Raw genomic sequence first — 23,126 nt, 5'->3', positions numbered from 1 at the left:
TCTCCTCTCAAAGGGCCTCCAGCGCATCCCTGAGCCTCTTCAGCAGCGTGATGTGGGGGTCGGTGGCGTGCGCGAGCCGCTCGGCGGCGCCTGACGGCGGCGGGTCGGCGAGACCGGACGGCGGCAGCCCGGCCGCGCCCGGCGGTGGCGGTACGGCGCCCGGGGCGCCGTAGGCGGCGGCGGACGCGGTGCCCGGCGCGGTGGGCACGGCGCCGGGCACCGCCGGTCCTGCTGCCGGCCCGGGGGGCGGCGGCGGTTCGGGGGAGGGGCGGGGTGCTATCAGGCCCGCCGCGGCCAGCCGGCGTACGTCCACCAGCGTGTGGAACGCCTGCCGGCCCAGCTCCCGGGCCAGATCGGCGGCGGTGCGGGTGCCGTCGATCCGGTCCAGCAGGCTCCGCTGGCGGCCGGTGAGCCGGGGCGCGGCGGCGCGCGTGCGCATCAGCGGCGCCTGGTCGGGCCGCGGGTCGGGCCAGATGCGGTGCAGCAGCTCCCTGCGGCGCAGCGTCTCGCGCTCCAGGGCGGCGACCGGCACCGGCACGACGGCGCCGAGCCGGTGGCCGACGCCGTAGCGGAACCGGCCGGGGGTGCTGCTCGGGGCGAGCGCGAAGTACGCGGCGTCGTAGAGCGCGGCCAGGTGGCACAGCTGGAGCGCCCCCTCGGCCAGGTGACCGCCGCTCAGCAGGAACCGGGCGACGCCCCGGTGTTCGTCGGCCCGGGACAGGGCCTCGTGCCAGACCTCGCTCCGCACGGTGCCGTGCGCGGTGAGCAGCGCGTCCAGCCCGAGCGCCAGCGGGCTCTCGGCGTACGTCACCAGCCCCCCGTCGAGGTGGAGGGCGCCGCCCTCGCGGACCAGGACGCCGGTGGCCCGCTCGGCGGCGAGCCGGGTGAGCATCGGCGAGACGCCGCCCCAGGCCCGCTCGACGGCGGTCGCCCTGTCCCGTACGGGCAGCGGGGGAGGGAGGTCCACCACGGTCATCCCAGCACCAGCCGCTCGGCCATCTCGCCCAGGCGTATCCGGGCCAGGGCGAGGTTGCCCTCCGCGCGGGTCAGCCACAGGTGCAGGAACACGCTGCTGTCGAAGGACGTGTCCAGGAACCGCAGCAGGTGGTAGCTGTCGCGGTTGCTGACGATCAGGTCCTCCACCGGGGGCCGCTCGCCGCCGGGGTCGTCGGTGGCGGCGAACGCCCCGTGCTCGGCGGCGAGCCGGGCCAGTTCGGCCGCCTCCGCCGCGGTGGTCTCGTGGTCGCCGCCCGGGGACTCCCCGACGGCGCCCAGGGCCAGTCCGCTCGTCCAGTCGACCAGCGCGGCGCCTCTGGCTCCGGGCAGCCGCATGGCTTCCAGTAGGCACTCGTCGATTCCGGGCACCGTTGTTCCCCTCCCGCCTGGGGTTCGGCTGAGTGAGGAAGACGCTACGCACGGTGCACGGGTGCGGTGAGGGTTACGGCATTTTCCAGTGGAACATGCGACCGAGGGGCTAACGTGGGTCGACTGAGCGGGTCTTCGCTCCAGTCGCGCCGGGCCTTGGCCGCGCTTGCCGCCCGGAGGGGCGCGCTGATGCGCAGGGCGTGGTGAGAGCGCGCCCGCACGCCCCCCTTTCGCTCGTCGCGCTCCCGGGGGCCGACGCCGGGCCCGTACGGCAGCAGCCCACACCCGCACGGCGGCAGCCCCACACCCGTACGGCCCCCGCACCCGAACCCCGACAGTCACCCGGGCCCAGGGGCGGGCGGTCCCCGCCCTGGCCGACGGCCACCCCGCGCCCGCGCCGGACGGCCATCGGGCACCCCTGTTCGCGCCCCGAACGTATTGACTAGGTCTATTCATCCCGTCAGGATGTGAATAGACGCAGTAACAATCCCTCGGGAGCAACCGCCAGGAGGCAGACCATGTCAGGACCCCGCCCCGTACGAGCGCCGCGCGGTACGGAACTGAGCGCCCTGGGATGGCAGCAGGAGGCCGCGCTGCGGATGCTCCAGAACAACCTGGACCCCGAGGTCGCCGAGCACCCCGACAAGCTCGTCGTCTACGGCGGCACCGGCAGGGCCGCCCGCGACTGGCGCTCCTTCGACGCCATGGTCCGCACCCTGAGGACCCTCAAGGCCGACGAGACGATGCTCGTCCAGTCCGGCCGTCCGGTCGGCGTGATGCAGACCCACGAGTGGGCGCCGCGCGTCCTGCTCGCCAACTCCAACCTCGTGGGCGACTGGGCCAACTGGGAGGAGTTCCGCCGTCTTGAGGCCCTCGGCCTGACCATGTACGGCCAGATGACCGCCGGCTCCTGGATCTACATCGGCACCCAGGGCATCCTCCAGGGCACCTACGAGACCTTCGCCGCCGTCGCCGCGAAGAAGTTCGGCGGCACCCTCGCCGGGACGATCACCCTCACCGCCGGCCTCGGCGGCATGGGCGGCGCGCAGCCGCTGGCCGTGACGATGAACGACGGCGTCGCGATCTGCGTCGACTGCGACCCGCGCGCCATCGACCGCCGCATCGAGCACCGCTACCTCGACGTGCGGGCCGACTCCCTCGACCACGCGCTCCAGCTCGCCACCGAGGCCCGCGACCAGCGCAGGCCGCTGTCCATCGGCGTCCTCGGCAACGCCGCCGAACTGGTCCCGCAGCTGCTCGCCATGGGCGCGCCCATCGACATCGTCACCGACCAGACCTCCGCCCACGACCCGCTGTCCTACCTGCCGCTGGGCGTCGACTTCGACGACATGGCCGACGCCGCCGCCAAGGACCCGGCCGGCTTCACCACCCGCGCCCGCGAGTCCATGGCCCGGCACGTCGAGGCGATGGTCGGCTTCCAGGACGCGGGCGCCGAGGTCTTCGACTACGGCAACTCCATCCGCGGCGAGGCACAGCTCGCCGGGTACGACCGGGCGTTCGCCTTCCCCGGCTTCGTCCCCGCCTACATCCGCCCGCTGTTCTGCGAGGGCAAGGGCCCCTTCCGCTGGGCCGCCCTGTCGGGCGAGGCGTCCGACATCGCCAAGACCGACAAGGCGATCCTGGACCTCTTCCCGGAGAACGAGTCGCTGGCCCGCTGGATCAAGATGGCCGGTGAGCGCGTCCACTTCCAGGGACTGCCCGCCCGTATCTGCTGGCTCGGCTACGGCGAGCGCGACAAGGCCGGCGAGCGCTTCAACGACATGGTCGCCGGCGGCGAGCTGGCCGCGCCGATCGTCATCGGCCGCGACCACCTCGACTGCGGCTCCGTCGCCTCCCCGTACCGCGAGACCGAGGCCATGCTCGACGGCTCCGACGCCATCGCCGACTGGCCGCTGCTGAACGCCATGGTGAACGTCGCCTCCGGCGCCTCCTGGGTCTCCCTCCACCACGGCGGCGGCGTCGGCATGGGCCGCTCCATCCACGCCGGCCAGGTCACCGTCGCCGACGGCACCGCGCTCGCCGGCGAGAAGATCCGCCGGGTCCTCACCAACGACCCCGGCATGGGCGTCATCCGGCACGTGGACGCGGGGTACGACATCGCCGAGTCGGTGGCGGCCGAGCGGGACGTACGCGTCCCCATGCGCGAGGGTGACGGGGCGTGAGCTTCCACAGCATGTGGGCGGAGCTGCTGCCGGTCGGCCGCAGCTCCGCCTCCGGCGGATACCGCCGCTTCGCCTGGACCGGCGCCGACGCCGAGTGCCGCGCCTGGTTCGAGGACCAGGCCCGCGCGCGCCAACTGGCCTACGAGACCGACCGCAACGGCAACCAGTGGGCCTGGCTCGGCGACCCCGCCGCCGGGAACGCCGTCGTCACCGGCTCGCACCTCGACTCCGTGCCCGACGGCGGCGCCTTCGACGGCCCCCTCGGGGTGGTGTCCGCCTTCGCGGCCCTGGACGAACTGCGCCGCGCAGGAGCGCGGTTCACCCGGCCGCTGGCGATCGTCAACTTCGGCGACGAGGAGGGCGCCCGGTTCGGCCTCGCCTGCGTCGGATCGCGGCTGACCGCCGGGGCGCTGACGGTCGAGGACGCGCACCGCCTCACCGACGGCGACGGGACCACCCTGCCGAAGGCCATGGAGGCCGCCGGGTACGACCCCGACGCCATCGGCCCGGACCCCGAACGTCTCGCCCGCATCGGTGCGTTCGTCGAACTCCACGTCGAGCAGGGGCGTGCCCTGGACCTCACCGGCGACGCCGTCGGCGTGGCCAGCGCCATCTGGCCGCACGGCCGCTGGCGGTTCGACTTCCGCGGCGAGGCCAACCACGCCGGCACCACCCGGCTCGCCGACCGCCGCGACCCGATGCTGTCGTACGCCGAGACGGTCCTCGCCGCCCGCCGCGAGGCCGAAGTCGCCGGCGCCGTCGCCACCTTCGGCAAGGTCGCCGTCGAGCCCAACGGCGTCAACGCCATCCCCTCCCTGGTGCGCGGCTGGCTCGACTCCCGCGCCGCCGACCAGCACCGCCTGGACACGGTGGTCACCGGCATCGAGAAGGCGGCCCGCGAGTACGCCGCTGCCCACGGCGTCGGCCTCGACGTGGTCCGCGAGTCCTTCACGCCCGTGGTCGAGTTCGACCACGCCCTGCGCGACGAACTGGCCCGCGTCCTCGGCAAGGACACCGAGCTGACCGTGCCCGTCCTCGGCACGGGCGCCGGACACGACGCGGGCATCCTGTCCGCGCGCGTGCCGACCGCCATGCTGTTCGTGCGCAACCCCACCGGCGTCTCGCACTCCCCGGCCGAGTCCGCCGCCGAGGACGACTGCGTGGCCGGGGTGCGCGCCCTCGCCGACGTACTGGAAGGACTGGCCTGCACGTGAGCCCCACCGAGCAGACGCGGACGTACTGGCTGGAGCACGCCTGGCTCGGCACGAACGTCGAGCCGGGCGTGGCCCTCGACGTGCGCGGCGGGCGCATCGCGGCCGTCCGCACGGATGTGGCCGCCCCGCCGCCGGGCGCCGAGGTCCTGCGCGGCCTCACGCTCCCCGGGCTGGCCGACGCCCACTCGCACGCCTTCCACCGCGCCCTGCGCGGCACCGTCCAGGTCGGGTCCGGCACCTTCTGGACCTGGCGCGAGGTCATGTACTCGGTCGCCGACCGGCTCACCCCGGAGACCTACCACGCGCTGGCCCGCGCGGTGTACGCCGAGATGGCGCTGGCCGGAATCACCGCCGTCGGCGAGTTCCACTACGTCCACCACGCCCCGGGCGGCGCCCGCTACGCCGACCCGAACGCGATGGGCGAGGCCCTGATCGAGGCAGCCGCCGAGGCGGGCGTGCGCATCACCCTCCTCGACACCTGCTACCTGTCCGCCGGTTTCGGCGAGGCGCCCAACCACCACCAGCTGCGCTTCTCCGACGGCACCGCCGAGGCCTGGGCCGAACGCTCCTCGGTTCTCAGGGAACGCGAACACGCACGGATCGGCGCCGCGATCCACTCGGTGCGGGCCGTGCCCGCCGGGCAGATGGCCACCGTGGCGGCCTGGGCGGAGGAACGGCGGGCCCCGCTGCACGTGCACCTGTCGGAGCAGACCGCCGAGAACGACGCCTGCCTCGCCGCCCACGGCCGCACGCCCACCCGGCTCCTGGCCGACCACGGCGTCCTCGGCCCGCGCACCACCGGCGTGCACAACACCCACCTCACCGACGCGGACATCGCCCTGCTCGGCGGCTTTGGGACCGGCACCTGCATGTGCCCGACCACCGAACGGGACCTGGCCGACGGCATCGGCCCCGCGCCCGCCCTCCAGCGCGCCGGCTCGCCGCTCTCCCTCGGCTCCGACAGCCACGCCGTCATCGACCTGTTCGAAGAGGCCCGCGCCATGGAGCTGAACGAACGGCTGCGCACCCGCACCCGCGGCCACTGGACGGCCGCCGCCCTGCTGCGCGCCGCCACCGCCGACGGCCACGCGGCCCTCGGCTGGGACGAGGCGGGCAGCCTCGTCCCCGGCGCGCTCGCCGACTTCACGACGCTCGCGCTGGACTCGGTCAGAACGGCGGGACCGGTGCCCCGGCTCGGCGTCGAGACGGCCGTGTTCGCGGCGAGCGCGGCGGACGTACGGCATACGGTCGTGGGCGGGCGGCACGTCGTGCGCGACGGGGCGCACACCCTCGTGCCCGATGTGCCGCGGGCGCTGACGGCCGCCGTCGAAGCCCTGCACGGCTGACCCCCACCGCCACTCCCGAGGACGCCATGAGCAGCACGGACACCACCACCAGCACGGTCGTCACGAACATCGCCACGCTGGTCACCAACGACCCCTCCCTCGGCGACGGCTCCCCGCTCGGACTGGTCCGGGACGCGGCCGTCGTCATCGAGGGCGACCGCGTCGTGTGGACCGGTGGAGCAAGCAGAGCACCCGCCACTGACCACCGGGTCGACGCGGGCGGCCGGGCGGTGCTGCCGGGGTTCGTGGACTCCCACTCCCACCTGGTCTTCGCGGGCGACCGCACCGAGGAGTTCAACGCCCGCATGTCCGGCCGGGCCTACAGCGCCGGCGGCATCCGCACCACGGTCGCCGCCACCCGCGCCGCGAGCGACGGGGAACTGGAGGCGGGCCTCGTCCGCTACCTCGCCGAGGCCCTGCGCCAGGGCACCACCACGTTCGAGACGAAGTCCGGCTACGGCCTCACCGTCGCCGACGAGGCCCGCGCCCTGGCCATCGCCGCCCGCCACACCGACGAGGTCACCTACCTCGGCGCGCACATCGTCCCCCCGGACTACGCCGAGGACCCGGCCGCCTACGTGGACCTCGTCACCGGGGAGATGCTGGAGGCCTGCGCCCCGCACGCCCGCTGGATCGACGTGTTCTGCGAGAAGGGCGCCTTCGACGGCGACCAGGCGCGCGCGATCCTCACCGCGGGCCGGGCCAGGGGCCTCACCCCGCGCATCCACGCCAACCAGCTCTCCTACGGCCCCGGCGTGCAGCTCGCCGTGGAACTCGACGCGGCCAGCGCCGACCACTGCACGCACCTCACCGACGCGGACGTGGACGCGCTGGCGAGCGGCCGCACGGTGGCCACGCTGCTGCCCGGCGCGGAGTTCTCCACCCGGGCCGCCTGGCCCGACGCCCGGCGGCTGCTGGACGCGGGCGTCACCGTGGCGCTGTCCACCGACTGCAACCCCGGCTCGTCGTTCACGTCGTCCGTGCCGTTCTGCGTCGCGCTGGCGGTGCGGGACATGGGGATGACGCCGGGCGAGGCGGTCTGGTCGGCCACGGCCGGCGGCGCGGCGGCGCTCCGGCGCGACGACGTCGGCCGCCTCGCCCCCGGCGCCCGCGCCGACCTGCTCGTCCTGGACGCGCCCAGCCACGTCCATCTGGCCTACCGGCCGGGCGTGCCCCTGGTCTCCCAGGTGTGGCGGCGGGGCGTGCGCGTGGTCTGAGACCGCCCGCGCGACGCCCTGCGCGGTCAGGCGCCCGCACCGGCGACGGCCCGGTACGGGCCCGTGCGCGCCGGCGCGGCACCGGCCCGCAGCGCACACCGCCGCCGGCCCGCAGCACATACCGAAACCGGCCCGGCCCAGGACGGAGGGGCCGGGCCGGCGGCGGTCATTCCACGACCGTGAGGCCCTTGCGCAGGCGTACCAGGGTGCGCGACAGCAGCCGGGAGACGTGCATCTGCGAGATGCCCAGTTCCTCGCCGATCTCCGACTGCGTCATGTTGGCGACGAACCGCAGGGACAGGATCTTCCGGTCCCGGGAGGGAAGCTCGGCGATGAGCGGCTTCAGCGACTCGACGTACTCGATGCCCTCGATCCCGTGGTCCTCGTAGCCGATGCGGTCCGCGAGGGCGCCCTCCGACTCGTTCTCCTCGGGCTGCGCGTCCAGTGACGAGGCCGTGTACGCGTTCGAAGCCGCCATGCCCTCGACCACCTCTTCGCCGGACAGGCCGAGGTGCTCGGCCAGCTCCGACACGGTGGGGGCGCGGTCCAGCCGCTGCGCCAGCTCGTCACCGGCCTTGGCCAGGTCGAGCCGCAGCTCCTGAAGCCGGCGCGGGACCCGCACGGACCACGAGGTGTCGCGGAAGAAGCGCTTGATCTCGCCGATGATGGTTGGCATCGCGAAGGTGGGGAACTCGACCCCACGCGAGAGTTCGAACCGGTCGATCGCCTTGATCAGGCCGATCGTGCCGACCTGGATGATGTCCTCCATCGGCTCGCTGCGGGAGCGGAAGCGGGAGGCGGCGAACTTGACCAGGGCGAGGTTGAGTTCGACGAGGGTGTTGCGGACGTAGGCATGTTCGTGCGTGCCTTCTTCGAGGGACTCCAGCCGCTCGAAGAGGGACTTGGACAGGGCCCGGGCGTCGTCCGGGGCCACCTCGTCGTACGGGGGGATGTCGGGAAGCCCGGCCAGGGCGTCCTCTGCTGCGTCCCTGGCGCCGGTCGGCTCCAGGCGGACCGGAGTAGGTGTCGACGTCGCCCTCGGGGTGTGCGAGGCGTCGAGCCGGGATGACATGATGTCCTCCATCGTTCTCGGCATATGGCTGCCGAAGCCAGTTCGTGCACTGCGGTGTGCGGCGCCTCCAAAGCCGGCCGTGTCGGGTGCGTGTCTCTACTAGCCCTACCCGCTTTCCCCGGGCCGCCGCAAGTGCGTTCTGTGGAAGTATGTCCGTTTCTGTGCGGTTGTTCGGGTGTCGGAGCGCTGCGGGAGGGCGTAGGGTGCGAGGGCGTCAGTCAGCAGCCAAGACCCCGGGAGAGAGACGGCATGGACCGCGGGACGGTCGGCAGTGCACAGTCGGGCCGGCTTCTGGTGGAAGTACGGCAGGAAGGATCGAGTGCCGTCGTGACCCCTGCGGGGGAACTGGACCACCACACGGCCGACCTGCTGCGCGAGCCGCTTGAGGAGTGCCTCGAGAAGGGGCGCTCGCGCCTGGTGGTGGACTGTTCACGCCTGGAGTTCTGCGACTCCACCGGGCTGAACGTGCTGCTGGGGGCGCGGCTGAAGGCGGAGGCGGCCGGGGGAGGTGTCCATCTCGCCGGCATGTTGCCGGTGGTGGCCCGCGTGTTCGAGATCACCGGGGCGGACGCCGTCTTCAGCGTGCACGACACGCTGGAGGACGCGCTGGCCGAAGAGACCGGCTGAGCCGGCCGCCGAGCAGACGACGTGTCCTGTACGTATCCGTACGCATCGGCGCCCGCGGGGCCCGTCCGTCCCCGGCGTCACGCCCCGGGGCCGGAAAACGGGGGTGTTCCGCAGGAACGGTCGGGCAGGAGACATCCTGAACGGACCGGACGCACGGACCGGCCGAACGGATCGATCGTTCGGACCGGGAGCCGGCGCGGGGCTGGACGGCGTGTATGGGGACGTATGCGGTGTACGTGTGTAGTGACTTCTGAATCGTGTCTGGTGAATCGGTGAGGTGAAGCGCTGATGAGCACCACCCGGCCTTACTCGCCGGGCGACCGCGGCCCGGAGCCCAGCGGCGCTTCCGGGGCGTCCGAGGGGGGCGTACCGGCGGGCGGGGCGTCCGCAGGGGGCGCGACGGCTGCGCCGTCGGCCCCGTCGGCGGGTCGTCAGGTCCGCAGGCTGAGCTTCGACGGCGAGAGCGCCGTCGTGCCGCTCGCCCGCGACTTCACCCGCCAGGCGCTGCACGCCTGGGGCTGGCTGCCCGCCGAGACCGCCGACCAGCGGGCGGCCGCCGAGGACGTGCTCCTCGTCGTCTCCGAGCTGGTCACCAACGCGTGCCTGCACGCCGAGGGGCCGGAGGAGCTGGAGCTCACCTGTGACAACAAGGTGATCCGCATCGAGGTCGCCGACCGCGGCGCGGGCCAGCCCGCCCCGCGCACCCCGCACCGTGCCGGCCGCCCCGGCGGCCACGGCATGTTCATCGTCCAGCGTCTGTGCCTCGACTGGGGCGTCGTCCGCGCCCCGGGCACGTCCGGCAAGAAGGTCTGGGCCGAACTCGGCGCCCCGGCATAACCCTCCGGGCGCCTGAACGGAACTCCCCGCCCCTCCCAGCGCGCCGGCCCGCCCACGGACCGGCGCGCCACGCGTTCCCCGCCCGCCACCGCACGGCGCGTGCGTGCCTCCCGGCCCCGCCCGCACGCGGCCCCGTACGCCCGCGCTGCCGAGACGCCCCAGGGCCGCCCGGCATGCGCCGCCCGGCATGCGCCGGCGGGCGAACGGAGGCCCGTCACCCGATGCGCGTGCGTACCCCCCGAAAACGCCCGGAGGGCCACCCCACCCCCCCCGTCAGGGGAGTGCGATGGCCCTCCGGGAAGAACCAGGGAGAGGTGGCCGTGCGGCCGGGGTGTCGCGTCAGCGGACGTCGCCCATGAGCTGCTTGACCTTGCTGCGGTACATCCACACCGCCACACCGGCGAGGACGGCGAGGACGGCCTCCAGGGTCACGATGCCCGTCTTGTTGAGGTCGACGCCGGCGATGGAGAGCAGACCGGTCGTGGCGTCACCGGCGGTGACCGCCAGGAACCAGACGCCCATCATCTGGGAGGCGTACTTCGCGGGCGCCATCTTCGTGGTGACCGACAGGCCGACCGGGGAGAGCGTCAGCTCGCCGACGGTCTGGACGAAGTAGATCGCCACCAGCCACAGCGCGGCCGCCTTGTGACCGCCGTCGGCGATCGCCAGCGGGGCCAGGAAGAGGAAGAACGACGCACCGATCAGCACCAGGCCCATCGCGAACTTCACCGCGGTGCTCGGCTCCTTGCCGCGCCGGGCGAGCGCCAGCCACGCCCAGGCGAAGACCGGGGCCAGCGCCATGATCATGACCGGGTTGACCGACTGGTACCAGGAGACCGGGAAGTCCCAGCCGAGGATCGTGTTCTTCGCCGAGGACTCGGCGAACAGCGACACCGTCGAACCGCCCTGGTCGTAGATCATCCAGAACACGGCCGCGGCGACGAAGAACCAGATGTAGGCGCTCATCTTCGACTGGTCGGCGCGGGACAGTTCCCTGTCCCGCTTGATCCGGGCGATGACCAGGACCGGGATGAGCAGACCGGCGACGGTGATCGGGACCAGCAGCCAGTTCAGGGTGTAGACGCCGGAGAAGCCGACGACCGCGTAGAAGACGACCGCGACGCCCGCCCACAGGGCGGCCTTGGTCAGCGTGGCCCGCTTCTCCTGGTCCGACAGCGGCGTCGGGACGACGTCCGAGCGGGCGTCCAGGTGACGGGAGCCGAGCAGGAACTGCGCGAGGCCCAGCGCCATGCCGAGCGCGGCGAGCGCGAAGCCGAAGTGCCAGTTCACGTTCTCGCCGACGGTGCCGATGATCAGCGGCGCGGCGAAGGCGCCGAGGTTGATGCCGATGTAGAAGAGCGTGAAGCCGCCGTCACGGCGCGGGTCGTCCGCGCCCTTGTACAGGTGGCCCACCATCGTGGAGATGTTGGCCTTCAGCAGGCCCGAGCCGACGGCGACGAGGCCGAGACCGCCGAAGAAGCTGCCCGACCACGGCAGGGCCAGCGTCAGATGGCCCAGCATGATGATCGCGCCGGCGACGGCGACCGTCTTGCGGGGACCGAGGACCCGGTCGGCGAACCAGCCGCCCGGCAGGGCGAGCAGGTACACGAGCGAGAGGTACACCGAGTAGATCGCGGTCGCGGTGGCCGCGTTCATGTGCAGCCCGGCCGGGGCCACCAGATACAGCGGGAGCAGGGCCTTCATGCCGTAGTAGGAGAAGCGCTCCCACATCTCGGTCATGAAGAGTGTGGCCAGGCCGCGGGGGTGGCCGAAGAAGGTCTTCTCGGAACCGGGGGTGCCCGGGAGGACCGAGTCCTTCGTCAGGCTGGACGCCATGGTCGTTCCTTGCTGGTCGGGACGCGCGCTCGACGAGCGGACGGCGCGCCCGGTGGGGGGCTGGCCGGCACCGGCAGGACCTGTCGTCCACCCCACGCCCAGGGGAGTACGCCCCGGGGTGCGGAGCGACGGACGGCGGCCACCGGGATCCACGCCCCGCAACGCGACGATGCGTCCAGCGAGGCCCGGCCCTAGGTCATTCCTTTTCGAGGCCGGACAGAACCGGCCCGCACGCAAAAGGGACCCTCAGCGCCGGATGAGCGCCGAAGGTCCGCTGCGTGCTACAGGCGTTCAGCTCACCATACGGCAGGACACTGCCGGATATGGAAGGACTTGAGACGCGGATCACAGGAAGCAACGGAACCGCACACCCGGTTTCGAAGGTGTTTTCAAGAATCGCACCTCTACCTCGGTGGTGCGGACCAGTGCCGTGGACGGTTCGTGGAGGGTTCGCACCCACCGTGTACCCACCGTCGCGGCAGTGTCCCGCCGCCGGGCCGCAAGGTAAGAGCGGCCGGATTCGATCACACCTGCGCACCGCCCCGGGGGGTGGCGCGGGCGGACTACCATCACTCCATGACCCGTGTACTGCTCGCCGAGGACGACGCGTCCATCTCGGAGCCGCTGGCCCGCGCTCTGCGCCGGGAAGGTTACGAGGTCGAGGTGCGTGAGGACGGACCCACCGCGCTCGACGCCGGAATGCAGGGCGGTATCGACCTGGTCGTGCTGGACCTCGGGCTGCCCGGCATGGACGGCCTGGAGGTCGCCCGCCGGCTGCGCGCCGACGGCCACACCGTGCCCATCCTGATCCTGACCGCGCGCGCCGACGAGGTGGACACCGTGGTCGGCCTGGACGCGGGCGCCGACGACTACGTCACGAAGCCGTTCCGGCTCGCCGAACTGCTCGCCCGGGTCCGGGCCCTGCTGCGCCGCGGCGCCGCCGAGCCGCAGCAGCCGCCCGCCACGCACGGCGTGCGCATCGACGTCGAGTCGCACCGCGCGTGGATGGGCGACGAGGAGCTGCAGCTCACCGCGAAGGAGTTCGACCTGCTGCGGGTGCTGGTGCGCGACGCGGGCCGGGTCGTCACCCGCGACCAGCTGATGCGCGAGGTCTGGGACACCACCTGGTGGTCGTCGACCAAGACCCTCGACATGCACATCTCCTGGCTGCGCAAGAAGCTCGGCGACGACGCGGCCAACCCCCGGTACATCGCGACGGTGCGGGGCGTCGGTTTCCGTTTCGAGAAGAGCTGAGCGGCCCGCTACGCCGGGCCGCGGCAGGTAAGAGGTCATGCGCCGTCGACTGATCCAGTCCACGCTCGCCGTGGTGCTCGTCGTGATCGCCGTCTTCGGCGTCTCCCTGGTGATCGTGGAGACCCGCACGATCAGCAACAGCGCGCAGGAGCGGGTCGACTCCGAGGCGCTGCGGCTGGCCAGCATCGTGGACAGCCGCCTGCTGGGCGCGGAGACCGTGAACGCGTCGATCCTGCGCGACCAGGTGGCGCCGGGCCAGTACGCGGTCATCGGCATCCCCGGCCACCCGCCGATCGAGGTCGGCAGCAAGCCCGCCGGGGACGTCATCCACTCCACGGCCACGGGTGAGCAGGGCGAGACGGTCCGCATGGAGGAGCCGCGCTCCTCGGTCACCCGCGAGGTCGGCCGCACCCTGCTGATCATCGGGCTGGTGGCGCTGCTGGCGGTGGTCGCCGCGGTGCTGCTGGCGATCCGCCAGGCCAACCGGCTCGCCTCCCCGCTGACCGACCTCGCCGAGACCGCCGAGCGCCTCGGCTCGGGCGATCCCCGCCCCCGCCACAAGCGCTACGGGGTCCCCGAGCTGGACCGGGTCGCCGATGTGCTGGACTCCTCCGCCGAGCGCATCGCCCGGATGCTGACCGCGGAACGGCGCCTGGCCGCCGACGCCTCCCACCAGCTGCGCACCCCGCTGACCGCGCTGTCCATGCGGCTGGAGGAGATCACCCTCACCGACGACCCGGAGACGGTGAAGGAGGAGGCGAACGTCGCGCTCACCCAGGTCGAGCGGCTGACCGATGTGGTGGAGCGGCTGCTGACCAACTCCCGCGACCCGCGCACCGGCTCCGCGGTCACCTTCGACATCGACGAGGTCATCCAGCAGCAGATCGCCGAGTGGCGCCCCGCCTACCGCAGCGCCGGCCGGGCCATCGTCAGCTCCGGCAAGCGGCATCTGCGGGCGGTGGGCACGCCGGGTGCGGTCGCGCAGGTGCTGGCCGCGCTGATCGAGAACTCCCTCATGCACGGCGGCGGCACGGTGGCGCTGCGCACCCGCGTCACCGGCAACCAGGCGGTCGTGGAGGTCACCGACGAGGGACCCGGCGTCCCCGCCGACCTGGGCGCGCGGATCTTCGAGCGCACGATCAGCGGCCGCAACTCCACGGGCATCGGCCTCGCGGTCGCCCGCGACCTCGCCGAGGCGGACGGCGGCCGGCTCGAACTGCTCCAGGCGCAGCCGCCGGTCTTCGGCCTGTTCCTCTCCCGCACGCCCCCGCTGAAGCGGTCCGCGGAGGACCTGCCGACGGTGCGCTAGCGGACGCCGGAAGCCCTGCCGGCGGTGCGGCGGCCGACGCCGTACGGGAACGCCGCCGGCAGGCACGCGGCCCCTGCGCCGCCGTACCGGTCAGCGGTAGACCTTCGACCGCTGCTTCTTCGCCTCCGGCGGCTTCGGCTGCGCCCGCAGGTACGACTCCGCCTCCGCCGCCTCCCGGTCGGCGGCGGACGCCCGGCCACCGCCGGGTGCGCCGCTCTCCTCGGCGACCGGCAGGGCCCGGAAGACCCAGGTCCGGTAGGACCAGAAGCGGAACAGGGTGGCGATGCCGATGCCGAGGAACTTGAAGACGTTGCTCTGCAGCGGGGTGTCCCAGCCGAAACCGTACGTCGCGAGGTAGAGCACGCCGTTCTCGATGACCAGGCCGACGACGCTGAACAGCAGGAACAGCGTCAGTTCCTTGGTACGGCCGCTCTTGTCGCGGTCCCGGTAGGTGAAGTAGCGGAACCCGATGTAGTTGAAGACGATCGAGACGACGGTCGCGACGACGCTCGCCCGGACCACCGGCAGGTCGGTGACGTGCCGTACCAGGTTGAACACGAGCAGGTTGACCAGTAGTCCCGCCCCGCCCACCGCGCCGAACTTCACGATCTCACGCCAGACCCGTCCGGCCCGTCGCAGCAGCCCGTCGCCGGACGCGGCCGGAGCGGGGCCGGCGGGGGGCGCCGGGGAGGCCGGGGGCGCCGGTCGGCGTCCCGAGGAACCATGTCCCATGGTCGTGCAGGCCCCCGTCCGGGTCGGTTTCGTCAACCCCGCCATGCTAACCAGCGGCGGGTGCCCGCGCCCGCGGACCGCTCACGACCCCCCGAACGGGTCGCGAAGAGTCCCGGAAAGGACGGGAAAGAGACGGTGAAGGAGTCGGTGAGAGACCGGCCGCGGGCCGGGCGGGAGCGCGGAGCGGGCCAAGGCGACGGCGCGGGATCCGGCCACGGTGGCCCGGCCGATACCCTAGGGGCGTGACGTTCCCGGTAGTCGGCATGGTCGGCGGTGGCCAGCTCGCTCGTATGACACACGAGGCGGGCATCCCGCTCGGCATCAGGTTCAAGCTCCTCAGTGACACCCCTCAGGATTCCGCGGCACAGGTCGTGAGCGACGTCGTCATCGGCGACTACCGCGACCTGGACACGCTGCGCGCGTTCGCACGGGGCTGCGATGTGATCACCTTCGATCACGAACACGTTCCCACCGAGCATCTGCGGGCCCTGGAGGCGGACGGCATCCCCGTGCGCCCCGGCCCCGACGCGCTCGTGCACGCCCAGGACAAGGGCGTGATGCGGGCGAGGCTCGACGCGCTCGGCGTGCCCTGCCCACGGCACCGGATCGTCGCCGATCCGGCCGACGTGGCGGCGTTCGCCGCGGAGGGGGACGGCTTCCCGGTGGTCCTCAAGACCGTCCGCGGCGGCTACGACGGCAAGGGCGTGTGGGTGGTGGACTCGGCCGAGGAGGCCGCCGACCCGTTCCGCGCCGGGGTGCCCGTGCTCGCCGAGGAGAAGGTCGACTTCGTCCGCGAGCTGGCCGCCAACGTCGTCCGCTCCCCGCACGGCCAGGCCGTGGCCTACCCGGTGGTGGAGTCGCGGCAGGTGAACGGCGTCTGCGACACCGTGATCGCCCCGGCCCCCGACCTGCCCGAGGAGCTGGCGCTGCGGGCCGAGGAGATGGCCCTGACCATCGCCAAGGAACTCGGCGTCGTCGGTCACCTCGCCGTCGAGCTGTTCCAGACCCGCGACGGCGCCATCCTCGTCAACGAACTGGCGATGCGCCCGCACAACTCCGGCCACTGGTCGATGGACGGCGCGATCACCTCGCAGTTCGCCAACCACGTCCGCGCCGTCCTCGACCTGCCGCTGGGCGACCCGCGTCCGCGCGCGAAGTGGACGGTCATGGCGAACGTCCTCGGCGGCGACTACCCGGACATGTACTCCGCGTACCTGCACTGCATGGCCCGCGACCCCCAGCTCAAGATCCACATGTACGGCAAGGACGTGAAGCCCGGCCGCAAGGTCGGCCACGTCAACACCTACGGCGACGACCTGGACGACGTACTGGAACGCGCCCACCACGCAGCCGGCTACCTGAAGGGCACGATCACCGAATGAGCGCTGTTGGTCCCGTCGTGGGCATCGTCATGGGGTCGGACTCCGACTGGCCGGTGATGGAGGGCGCCGCCAAGGCGCTCGACGAGTTCGAGATCGCCTACGAGGTCGACGTCGTCTCCGCGCACCGGATGCCGCGCGAGATGATCGCGTACGGCGAGCAGGCGGCCGACCGCGGGCTGAAGGTGATCATCGCGGGCGCGGGCGGCGCCGCCCATCTGCCCGGCATGCTCGCCTCCGTCACCCCGCTGCCGGTGATCGGCGTGCCGGTGCCGCTGAAGTACCTGGACGGCATGGACTCGCTGCTGTCGATCGTGCAGATGCCGGCCGGCGTCCCGGTCGCCACGGTCTCCGTCGCCGGCGCGCGCAACGCCGGTCTGCTGGCCGCCCGCATCCTCGCGGCCCACGACGACGAGCTGCGGCACCGGATGACCGACTTCCTCCAGGACCTCAACGACCAGGCCACCGAGAAGGGCAAGCGGCTGCGCGCCAAGGTCGAGGGCGCGGGCGGCTTCGGCTTCGGCACGGGGAAGTGACCGCGGTGAGCTTCCTCGATGGGGCCCGGGACCTGCTGCGCGACTTCCCCGTCGTCGACGGCCACAACGACCTGCCCTGGGCGCTGCGCGAGCAGGTCCGCTACGACCTCGGCGCCCGCGACATCGCCACCCCGCAGAACGCCCACCTGCACACCGACCTGCCCCGGCTGCGCGAGGGCGGCGTCGGCGCCCAGTACTGGTCGGTGTACGTCCGCTCGGACCTGCCCGACCCGGTCCCGGCGACGCTGGAGCAGATCGACTGCGTACGGCGGCTGCTGGAGCGCTACCCGGCGGACCTCGCGCCCGCGCTGAGCGCCGCCGACATGGAGGCGGCCCGGGCCGAGGGCCGGATCGCCTCCCTGATGGGCGCCGAGGGCGGCCACTCCATCGCGAACTCGCTGGGCGTCCTGCGCGGCCTGTACGCGCTCGGCGTGCGCTACATGACCCTCACCCACAACGACAACGTGGCGTGGGCGGACTCGGCGACCGACGAGCCGGCCGTGGGCGGTCTGTCGGCGTTCGGGCGCGAGGTGGTGCGGGAGATGAACCGCCTCGGCATGCTGGTGGACCTCTCGCACGTGGCCGCGACGACGATGCGGGACGCGCTGGACGCCTCGGCGGCCCCGGTGATCTTCTCGCACTCCTCGGCCCGCGCCGTCTGCGACCACCCGCGCAACGTCCCCGACGACGTCCTGGAGCGGCTGCCCGCCAACGGCGGCATGGCGATGGTGACGTTCGTGCCGAAGTTCGTGCTCCAGGCCGCCGTCGACTGGACGGCCGCGGCCGACGAGAACATGCGCGCGCACGGCCTGCACCACCTCGACACCACCGAGGAGGGCATGAAGGTGCACCGGGCCTTCGAGGAGGCCCATCCGCGGCCGGTCGCGACCGTGGCCACCGTCGCCGACCACCTCGACCACATGCGCGAGGTCGCCGGCGTCGACCACATCGGCATCGGCGGCGACTACGACGGCACCGCCTTCACCCCGGACGGCCTCGGCGACGTCTCCGGCTATCCGAACCTGCTCGCCGAACTGCTGAAGCGCGGCTGGTCCACGTCCGACCTGGCCAAGCTGACCTGGCAGAACGCGGTACGGGTGCTGGGCGCCGCCGAGGACGTGGCCCGCGACCTGCGGGCCACGCGGGCGCCGTCCCACGCGACGATCGAGGACCTGGACGGCTGAGAAGCCGCAGGACGGGTGAGGGGCGGTCGGCTGCGCGAGCCGACCGCCCCTCACCTTGTCGTCCGTCCGTCACGGGTGATCGATCCGGCACAGGCAGAACGGGTGCCCCGCCGGATCGGCGTAGACCCGGAAGTCCTTCTTCTCGCTGTCCTCCAGGTCCAGCGGGCGCGCCCCGAGGGCGAGCGCCTTCTCGTGCGCGGCGTCCATCTCCTCCCAGGTGGCCCCGCCGTCGAAGTCCAGGTGGAGCTGCTGCGCGTTGCGGTCGGCGCGGGGCCACTCCGGCGGGGTGAGCCCGGGCGCCCGCTGGAAGGAGAGCCGCGGGCCGTCCGGGACCGCCAGGACGACCCAGTCGTCGTCCTCCGGCTGCGGGGCGCCCCCGGCGAGGCCGGCGTAGAAGTCGGCGAGCGCGTGCGGGTCGGGGCAGTCGAGGACGACGGAACGCAGACGGGCCACAGGCATGGAACCTCCCGGTTCTCGGTACGTCAGCAGGCGCAGAGGCAGAACGGGTGCCCGGCCGGGTCGGCGTAAACCCGGAAGCTCTTGCCGTCCGCCTCGGCCAGCGACTTCGCGCCGAGCGCGAGCACGCCCCGCTCGGCCGCGTCCAGGTCGTCCACGGTCAGGTCCAGGTGGAACTGCTGTGCGTTGCGGTCGGCGCGCGGCCACTCCGGCGGGGTCAGGCCGTCCGCGCGCTGGAACGCCAGCGCCGGTCCGCCCGGCACCTCGAGGTCCACCCAGTCGCCCTCCCCCTCCGGCGTTCCGCCGAGCACGTCGGCGTAGAAACCGGCGAGCGCGCGCGGGTCGGGACAGTCCAGTACGACGACACCCAGCTTGGCGAGAGCCATGACTTCCTCCCAGGAAGCAGCGACGGTTACCGGTAAGAGCGGGTAACCAGTAACGGTTACCGTATGCTCGCCGATATGGGGTCACTGCGCAACGGATTAGCGCGGTACCGTCGCCGGTATGAGTGAGAGATCGCCCGCGCCCGGCGGCCTGGCTCTGCTCCAGTCCCTGGTGAACACGCTGGACATCGAGGCCGGCGCCGACCGGCTCGACACTCCGGAGGGCCGGGCGGACTTCGGGATCGCCGAGGCCGACCTCGCCGAGGCGCGGGAGCTGCGCGAGTCGCTGCGGGCGGCCCTGCTGGCGCACGCCGGACATCCGCCGCACCGCGCGGTCGTCCCGCTGGGCGAGCTGCTGGCCCGCGCGCCGCTGCTGGTGGCGGTCGACGCCCGGGACGGCTCCGCCGCCCTCGCCCCCGCCGACGCCGGGCCGCTGCTCTCCCGGGTGGCCGCCGCGGTCGCCGAGGCGCTCGTCGCGGACACCTGGACGCGGCTGAAGGCCTGCGAGGCCGCCGACTGCCACTGGGCGTACTACGACCGCAGCCCCGCCGGCCGGGGGCGCTGGTGCTCGATGCGGGTGTGCGGGGCGCGCGCGAAGATGCGCCGGTACCGGGCGCGGGAGGGCTGAGCGCGGCCGAGTGGTGCAGAATGCCGGAAGACGCCGGTTCGGCCGACTGAGCCTCGGCCGAACCGGCGTCGCCGGTACCACCGGGCCGCCGGTCCGTCGTCGGCCCCCGGTACGGCCCACGGAACGGTGCCCCGCCCGCCTTCGCCGCCGTCACGGCCGGGCTCCGTGCTGCGCCGTTCCCGTGCCCGCAGGGGACCACGCCCGTCCCGCGCCCGCAGGGACTACGCCGTCGGGCGGCCCATCGCCCGGTACGTCCAGCCCGCGCGGCGCCACAGCTCCGGGTCCAGCGCGTTGCGGCCGTCCAGGACGAGTCGCGAGTTGACGGTCTCACCCAGCTCCGCCGGGTCCAGCTCGCGGAACTCGCGCCACTCGGTCAGGTGCAGCACCGCGTCGGCGCCCCGGACCGCCTCCAGCGCGGAGTCGGCGTAGCCGAGGGTGGGGAAGACGCGGCGGGCGTTGTCCATGCCCTTGGGGTCGTAGACCGTGACCTGACCGCCCTGGAGGTGGATCTGGCCGGCGACGTTCAGCGCGGGCGAGTCGCGCACGTCGTCCGAGTCGGGCTTGAAGGTGGCGCCGAGCACCGCGATCCGTTTGCCGAGGAACGGCCCGCCGCCCAGCGCCTGCCGGGCCAGCTCCACCATCTGCCCGCGCTGGCGCATGTTGATCGAGTCGATCTCGCGCAGGAACGTCAGCGCCTGGTCGGCGCCCAGCTCGCCGGCGCGCGCCATGAAGGCCCGGATGTCCTTGGGCAGGCAGCCACCGCCGAAGCCGATCCCCGCGCGCAGGAACTTCCGTCCGATCCGGTCGTCGTAGCCGATCGCCTCGGCCAGCTTCGCCACGTCGCCGCCCGCCGCCTCGCACACCTCGGCCATGGCGTTGATGAAGGAGATCTTCGTGGCCAGGAAGGAGTTCGCGGAGGTCTTCACCAGTTCGGCGGTGGGGAAGTCGGTGACGACGAACGGCGAGCCCTCGCCGATCGGCGCCGCGTACACCTCGCGCAACAGCTTCTCCGCGCGCTCGCTGCGCACGCCGACCACGATCCGGTCCGGGTGCAGGGTGTCCTGGACGGCGAAGCCCTCGCGCAGGAACTCCGGGTTCCAGGCCAGCTCGGCGTCCTGGCCGGCGGGCGCCAGCTCGGCGATCCTGCGGGCGAGGCGGTCCGCGGAGCCGACCGGCACCGTCGACTTGCCGACCACCAGCGCGGGCCCGGTCAGGTGCGGGGCCAGCGAGGCGACGGCGGAGTCGACGTAGCTCATGTCGCAGGCGTACTCGCCGTGCTTCTGCGGGGTGTTCACGCAGATGAAGTGGACGTCGCCGAAAGCGCCCGCCTCCGCCCAGTCCTGGGTGAAGCGCAGCCGCCCGGTGGAGCCCTCGATGCCGGCCACATGGCGGCGCAGCAGTTCCCCCAGGCCCGGCTCGTACATCGGGACCTCACCGCGCCGCAGCATCTCGATCTTCTCGGCGACGACGTCGAGACCGAGCACCTCGAACCCCATCTCGGCCATGGCCGCGGCGTGCGTAGCGCCGAGATAGCCGGTGCCGATCACGGTGATCTTCAGGCTCATGGGTGCTCCAGGAGGGATGATGGCAGTGCGCTGCCCGAGCATATCCGGGGCATGGGCGAGGCCCGCGCCGGGCAAAGTCCGGGCTGTCGCCAAGCTCACGTATCCCTGGCGCGGGCGCGGCCTCTAAAATTTGGGTTACTTAACGGTAATTAGCATTCACTGGTCGTCTTTGGAGCGTGAGAGACCTTGGCCGGATCGGCTGACTTCGACCTGTACCGCCCGTCCGAAGAGCACGACATGCTCCGCGACGCCGTCCGCTCGCTGGCCGAGGCGAAGATCGCACCGTACGCCGCCGCCGTGGACGAGGAGGCCCGCTTCCCGCAGGAGGCGCTCGACGCCCTCGTCGCGAACGACCTGCATGCCGTGCACGTCCCCGAGAGCTACGGCGGCGCGGGCGCGGACGCCCTCGCGACGGTCATCGTCATCGAGGAGGTGGCCCGTGTGTGCGCCTCCTCCTCCCTGATCCCGGCCGTCAACAAGCTCGGCTCGCTCCCGGTGATCCTGTCGGGCTCCGAGGAGCTGAAGAAGAAGTACATGACGCCGCTCGCCAAGGGCGACGCGATGTTCTCGTACTGCCTGTCCGAGCCCGACGCGGGTTCCGACGCGGCCGGCATGAAGACCAAGGCGGTCCGCGACGGCGACCACTACGTCCTCAACGGCGTCAAGCGCTGGATCACCAACGCGGGCGTCTCCGAGTACTACACGGTGATGGCCGTCACCGACCCGGAGAAGCGCTCCCGGGGCATCTCCGCCTTCGTCGTCGAGAAGTCCGACCCGGGCGTCTCCTTCGGCGCCCCGGAGAAGAAGCTCGGCATCAAGGGCTCGCCGACCCGCGAGGTCTACCTCGACAACGTGCGCATCCCCGCCGACCGCATGATCGGCGCCGAGGGCACCGGCTTCGCCACCGCGATGAAGACCCTCGACCACACCCGCATCACCATCGCCGCCCAGGCCCTCGGCATCGCCCAGGGCGCCCTCGACTACGCCAAGGGCTACGTCAAGGAGCGCAAGCAGTTCGGCAAGCCGATCGCCGACTTCCAGGGCATCCAGTTCATGCTCGCCGACATGGCCATGAAGGTCTCGGCCGCCCGCGCCCTGACCTACCAGGCCGCCGCCGCCTCCGAGCGCGGCGACGCCGACCTCACCTACCAGGGCGCCGCCGCCAAGTGCTTCGCCTCGGACGTCGCCATGGAGGTCACCACGGACGCCGTCCAGCTGCTCGGCGGCTACGGCTACACCCGTGACTACCCGGTGGAGCGCATGATGCGCGACGCCAAGATCACCCAGATTTATGAGGGCACGAACCAGGTCCAGCGGATCGTGATGGCCAGGAACCTGCCGTAACCGGCGCTCCGGCTCCCGTGCGCAGCCCCCGGCGGACCCCGCCGGGGGCTGTCGCGCGTCCGGGGGCCGGGGCCGGGCCGCCACTCCAACGGCCGCAGCGGCGCGGTCTGCTCCGAATGGCGGGCGGCGGCGGGCTGACGTACCACGGAGATGTTCGGGGCCCACGCCGGGCCCCGGCTCCCGTCGTCCCCACTGGAGGAGCCATGACCCACACCCAGTCCGGCGCCATGACCGCGATGAGCAAGCAGATGCAGGACTGCGTCGACGCCTGCATGAGCTGCCACAGCATCTGCGAGGAGGCCATGAGCTCGTGCATGCAGATGGGCGGCCAGGCGCAGATGCAGGTCATGCGCGCGCTCATGGACTGCTCCGAGACCACCCGGATGTGCGCGGACATGATGATGCGCCGCTCGCCGATGGCCGGCGACATGTGCGCGATGTGCGCCAAGGCGTGCGACATGTGCGCCGAGGCGTGTATGTCGATGCCCGACGACCAGACGATGATGCGCTGCGCGGAGGCGTGCCGCCGCTGCGCCGAGATGTGCCGCTCGATGGCGGGCGCCGCCATGTGACGTCGCCCGGCACGGCGGCGGGGTTCCGCGGCCTCGTGCCGCGGGACCCCGCCGTGGACGCGCCGTGCCGTCCGGTCGGGCGCCGGT

At 72.8% G+C, this 23,126-nt stretch carries 22 protein-coding genes; 14 read left to right on the top strand and 8 right to left on the bottom strand.

What is annotated here, in order from left to right:
• Window positions 1-7: 7 nt before the first annotated feature.
• Together AB0N63_RS29165 and AB0N63_RS29160 are read right to left on the bottom strand one after the other, a co-directional pair.
• Window positions 8-976, bottom strand: a complete 969-nt coding sequence (locus AB0N63_RS29165; RefSeq protein WP_365533407.1) for a hypothetical protein — start codon at window positions 974-976, stop codon at window positions 8-10.
• Window positions 973-1,365 (bottom strand): hypothetical protein, encoded by a 393-nt coding sequence (locus AB0N63_RS29160; RefSeq protein ID WP_365533405.1) that lies wholly within the window; start codon window positions 1,363-1,365, stop codon window positions 973-975. Before AB0N63_RS29160 ends, AB0N63_RS29165 begins: the two co-directional genes overlap by 4 nt.
• A gap of 518 nt (window positions 1,366-1,883) precedes the next feature.
• On the opposite strand from AB0N63_RS29160, the gene hutU reads away from it, so the two are divergent.
• Genes hutU through hutI form a run of 4 tightly spaced genes read left to right on the top strand, consistent with a single transcriptional unit; the run spans window position 1,884 to window position 7,325 of the window.
• Window positions 1,884-3,548, top strand: coding sequence for a urocanate hydratase (gene hutU / locus AB0N63_RS29155; RefSeq protein ID WP_365533402.1), 1,665 nt, complete (start codon window positions 1,884-1,886; stop codon window positions 3,546-3,548).
• Window positions 3,545-4,762, top strand: coding sequence for an allantoate amidohydrolase (locus AB0N63_RS29150; protein WP_365533400.1), 1,218 nt, complete (start codon window positions 3,545-3,547; stop codon window positions 4,760-4,762). Before hutU ends, AB0N63_RS29150 begins: the two co-directional genes overlap by 4 nt.
• Window positions 4,759-6,108, top strand: a complete 1,350-nt coding sequence (locus tag AB0N63_RS29145) for a formimidoylglutamate deiminase (protein WP_365533397.1) — start codon at window positions 4,759-4,761, stop codon at window positions 6,106-6,108. The genes AB0N63_RS29150 and AB0N63_RS29145 overlap by 4 nt, the downstream gene beginning before the upstream one ends.
• Before the next feature lie 26 nt (window positions 6,109-6,134).
• Window positions 6,135-7,325: an imidazolonepropionase gene (gene hutI / locus AB0N63_RS29140; protein WP_365533395.1), complete on the top strand. Its 1,191-nt coding sequence runs from the start codon at window positions 6,135-6,137 to the stop codon at window positions 7,323-7,325.
• Window positions 7,326-7,491: 166 nt separating this feature from the next.
• On the opposite strand, the gene AB0N63_RS29135 is transcribed toward hutI, so the two are convergent.
• Window positions 7,492-8,409, bottom strand: coding sequence for an RNA polymerase sigma factor SigF (locus AB0N63_RS29135; protein WP_365533392.1), 918 nt, complete (start codon window positions 8,407-8,409; stop codon window positions 7,492-7,494).
• 237 nt (window positions 8,410-8,646) lie between these two features.
• Here AB0N63_RS29135 and AB0N63_RS29130 point away from each other — a divergent pair, with 237 nt between their 5' ends.
• Entirely contained in the window at window positions 8,647-9,024 is a 378-nt protein-coding gene (locus AB0N63_RS29130) for an STAS domain-containing protein (RefSeq protein WP_009188994.1), read from the top strand.
• A 288-nt stretch (window positions 9,025-9,312) separates the two neighbouring features.
• The gene (locus tag AB0N63_RS29125) at window positions 9,313-9,861 is read left to right on the top strand and encodes an ATP-binding protein (RefSeq protein WP_365533388.1); all 549 of its coding nucleotides are present in this window, start codon (window positions 9,313-9,315) and stop codon (window positions 9,859-9,861) included.
• 339 nt (window positions 9,862-10,200) lie between these two features.
• On the opposite strand, the gene AB0N63_RS29120 is transcribed toward AB0N63_RS29125, so the two are convergent.
• Window positions 10,201-11,697: an oligopeptide:H+ symporter gene (locus AB0N63_RS29120; protein WP_365533385.1), complete on the bottom strand. Its 1,497-nt coding sequence runs from the start codon at window positions 11,695-11,697 to the stop codon at window positions 10,201-10,203.
• A 576-nt stretch (window positions 11,698-12,273) separates the two neighbouring features.
• Between AB0N63_RS29120 and AB0N63_RS29115 the strand changes: the two genes are divergently transcribed.
• Window positions 12,274-12,951, top strand: coding sequence for a response regulator transcription factor (locus tag AB0N63_RS29115; protein WP_365533383.1), 678 nt, complete (start codon window positions 12,274-12,276; stop codon window positions 12,949-12,951).
• Window positions 12,952-12,988: 37 nt separating this feature from the next.
• Window positions 12,989-14,260 (top strand): ATP-binding protein, encoded by a 1,272-nt coding sequence (locus AB0N63_RS29110; RefSeq protein ID WP_365533380.1) that lies wholly within the window; start codon window positions 12,989-12,991, stop codon window positions 14,258-14,260.
• A gap of 90 nt (window positions 14,261-14,350) precedes the next feature.
• Here the strand turns inward: AB0N63_RS29110 and AB0N63_RS29105 are convergent, their stop codons facing one another.
• Window positions 14,351-14,992, bottom strand: coding sequence for a GtrA family protein (locus AB0N63_RS29105; RefSeq protein ID WP_365533482.1), 642 nt, complete (start codon window positions 14,990-14,992; stop codon window positions 14,351-14,353).
• Between the two features lie 242 nt (window positions 14,993-15,234).
• Here AB0N63_RS29105 and AB0N63_RS29100 point away from each other — a divergent pair, with 242 nt between their 5' ends.
• Genes AB0N63_RS29100 through AB0N63_RS29090 form a run of 3 tightly spaced genes read left to right on the top strand, consistent with a single transcriptional unit; the run spans window position 15,235 to window position 18,091 of the window.
• The gene (locus AB0N63_RS29100; RefSeq protein ID WP_365533378.1) at window positions 15,235-16,374 is read left to right on the top strand and encodes a 5-(carboxyamino)imidazole ribonucleotide synthase; all 1,140 of its coding nucleotides are present in this window, start codon (window positions 15,235-15,237) and stop codon (window positions 16,372-16,374) included.
• Window positions 16,371-16,907 (top strand): 5-(carboxyamino)imidazole ribonucleotide mutase, encoded by a 537-nt coding sequence (gene purE, locus AB0N63_RS29095; protein WP_365533375.1) that lies wholly within the window; start codon window positions 16,371-16,373, stop codon window positions 16,905-16,907. The genes AB0N63_RS29100 and purE overlap by 4 nt, the downstream gene beginning before the upstream one ends.
• Window positions 16,904-18,091: a dipeptidase gene (locus AB0N63_RS29090; protein ID WP_365533372.1), complete on the top strand. Its 1,188-nt coding sequence runs from the start codon at window positions 16,904-16,906 to the stop codon at window positions 18,089-18,091. Before purE ends, AB0N63_RS29090 begins: the two co-directional genes overlap by 4 nt.
• 69 nt (window positions 18,092-18,160) lie before the next feature.
• Here AB0N63_RS29090 and AB0N63_RS29085 read toward each other — a convergent pair whose 3' ends face one another.
• Together AB0N63_RS29085 and AB0N63_RS29080 are read right to left on the bottom strand one after the other, a co-directional pair.
• Window positions 18,161-18,550, bottom strand: a complete 390-nt coding sequence (locus tag AB0N63_RS29085; RefSeq protein ID WP_365533369.1) for a VOC family protein — start codon at window positions 18,548-18,550, stop codon at window positions 18,161-18,163.
• Between the two features lie 23 nt (window positions 18,551-18,573).
• Complete coding sequence (locus AB0N63_RS29080) at window positions 18,574-18,933, bottom strand: VOC family protein (RefSeq protein ID WP_365533367.1); 360 nt, start codon at window positions 18,931-18,933, stop codon at window positions 18,574-18,576.
• 118 nt (window positions 18,934-19,051) lie between these two features.
• Between AB0N63_RS29080 and AB0N63_RS29075 the strand changes: the two genes are divergently transcribed.
• Window positions 19,052-19,558, top strand: a complete 507-nt coding sequence (locus AB0N63_RS29075; RefSeq protein ID WP_365533365.1) for a CGNR zinc finger domain-containing protein — start codon at window positions 19,052-19,054, stop codon at window positions 19,556-19,558.
• Between the two features lie 221 nt (window positions 19,559-19,779).
• On the opposite strand, the gene AB0N63_RS29070 is transcribed toward AB0N63_RS29075, so the two are convergent.
• Window positions 19,780-21,123: a UDP-glucose/GDP-mannose dehydrogenase family protein gene (locus AB0N63_RS29070; protein WP_365533363.1), complete on the bottom strand. Its 1,344-nt coding sequence runs from the start codon at window positions 21,121-21,123 to the stop codon at window positions 19,780-19,782.
• Between the two features lie 186 nt (window positions 21,124-21,309).
• Here AB0N63_RS29070 and AB0N63_RS29065 point away from each other — a divergent pair, with 186 nt between their 5' ends.
• The gene (locus tag AB0N63_RS29065) at window positions 21,310-22,467 is read left to right on the top strand and encodes an acyl-CoA dehydrogenase (RefSeq protein WP_365533361.1); all 1,158 of its coding nucleotides are present in this window, start codon (window positions 21,310-21,312) and stop codon (window positions 22,465-22,467) included.
• 203 nt (window positions 22,468-22,670) lie between these two features.
• Complete coding sequence (locus AB0N63_RS29060) at window positions 22,671-23,039, top strand: four-helix bundle copper-binding protein (protein ID WP_365533359.1); 369 nt, start codon at window positions 22,671-22,673, stop codon at window positions 23,037-23,039.
• The last annotated feature ends 87 nt before the right edge of the window (window positions 23,040-23,126 follow it).

The organism is Streptomyces sp. NPDC093260, assembly GCF_040683715.1.
Classification (GTDB): Bacteria; Actinomycetota; Actinomycetes; order Streptomycetales; family Streptomycetaceae; genus Streptomyces; species Streptomyces sennicomposti.
Note: the sequence above shows the minus strand (reverse complement) of the source record. Positions and strands in the feature narration are given on the sequence as shown.

Coding starts and splice junctions, on each gene's coding strand:
- AB0N63_RS29165 (WP_365533407.1), bottom strand. CDS start 976: ATGACCGTGGTGGACCTCCCTCCCCCGCTGCCCGTACGGGACAGGGCG.
- hutU (WP_365533402.1), top strand. CDS start 1,884: ATGTCAGGACCCCGCCCCGTACGAGCGCCGCGCGGTACGGAACTGAGC.
- hutI (WP_365533395.1), top strand. CDS start 6,135: ATGAGCAGCACGGACACCACCACCAGCACGGTCGTCACGAACATCGCC.
- AB0N63_RS29135 (WP_365533392.1), bottom strand. CDS start 8,409: ATGGAGGACATCATGTCATCCCGGCTCGACGCCTCGCACACCCCGAGG.
- AB0N63_RS29130 (WP_009188994.1), top strand. CDS start 8,647: ATGGACCGCGGGACGGTCGGCAGTGCACAGTCGGGCCGGCTTCTGGTG.
- AB0N63_RS29125 (WP_365533388.1), top strand. CDS start 9,313: ATGAGCACCACCCGGCCTTACTCGCCGGGCGACCGCGGCCCGGAGCCC.
- AB0N63_RS29120 (WP_365533385.1), bottom strand. CDS start 11,697: ATGGCGTCCAGCCTGACGAAGGACTCGGTCCTCCCGGGCACCCCCGGT.
- AB0N63_RS29115 (WP_365533383.1), top strand. CDS start 12,274: ATGACCCGTGTACTGCTCGCCGAGGACGACGCGTCCATCTCGGAGCCG.
- AB0N63_RS29110 (WP_365533380.1), top strand. CDS start 12,989: ATGCGCCGTCGACTGATCCAGTCCACGCTCGCCGTGGTGCTCGTCGTG.
- AB0N63_RS29105 (WP_365533482.1), bottom strand. CDS start 14,992: ATGGGACATGGTTCCTCGGGACGCCGACCGGCGCCCCCGGCCTCCCCG.
- purE (WP_365533375.1), top strand. CDS start 16,371: ATGAGCGCTGTTGGTCCCGTCGTGGGCATCGTCATGGGGTCGGACTCC.
- AB0N63_RS29085 (WP_365533369.1), bottom strand. CDS start 18,550: ATGCCTGTGGCCCGTCTGCGTTCCGTCGTCCTCGACTGCCCCGACCCG.
- AB0N63_RS29080 (WP_365533367.1), bottom strand. CDS start 18,933: ATGGCTCTCGCCAAGCTGGGTGTCGTCGTACTGGACTGTCCCGACCCG.
- AB0N63_RS29075 (WP_365533365.1), top strand. CDS start 19,052: ATGAGTGAGAGATCGCCCGCGCCCGGCGGCCTGGCTCTGCTCCAGTCC.
- AB0N63_RS29070 (WP_365533363.1), bottom strand. CDS start 21,123: ATGAGCCTGAAGATCACCGTGATCGGCACCGGCTATCTCGGCGCTACG.
- AB0N63_RS29060 (WP_365533359.1), top strand. CDS start 22,671: ATGACCCACACCCAGTCCGGCGCCATGACCGCGATGAGCAAGCAGATG.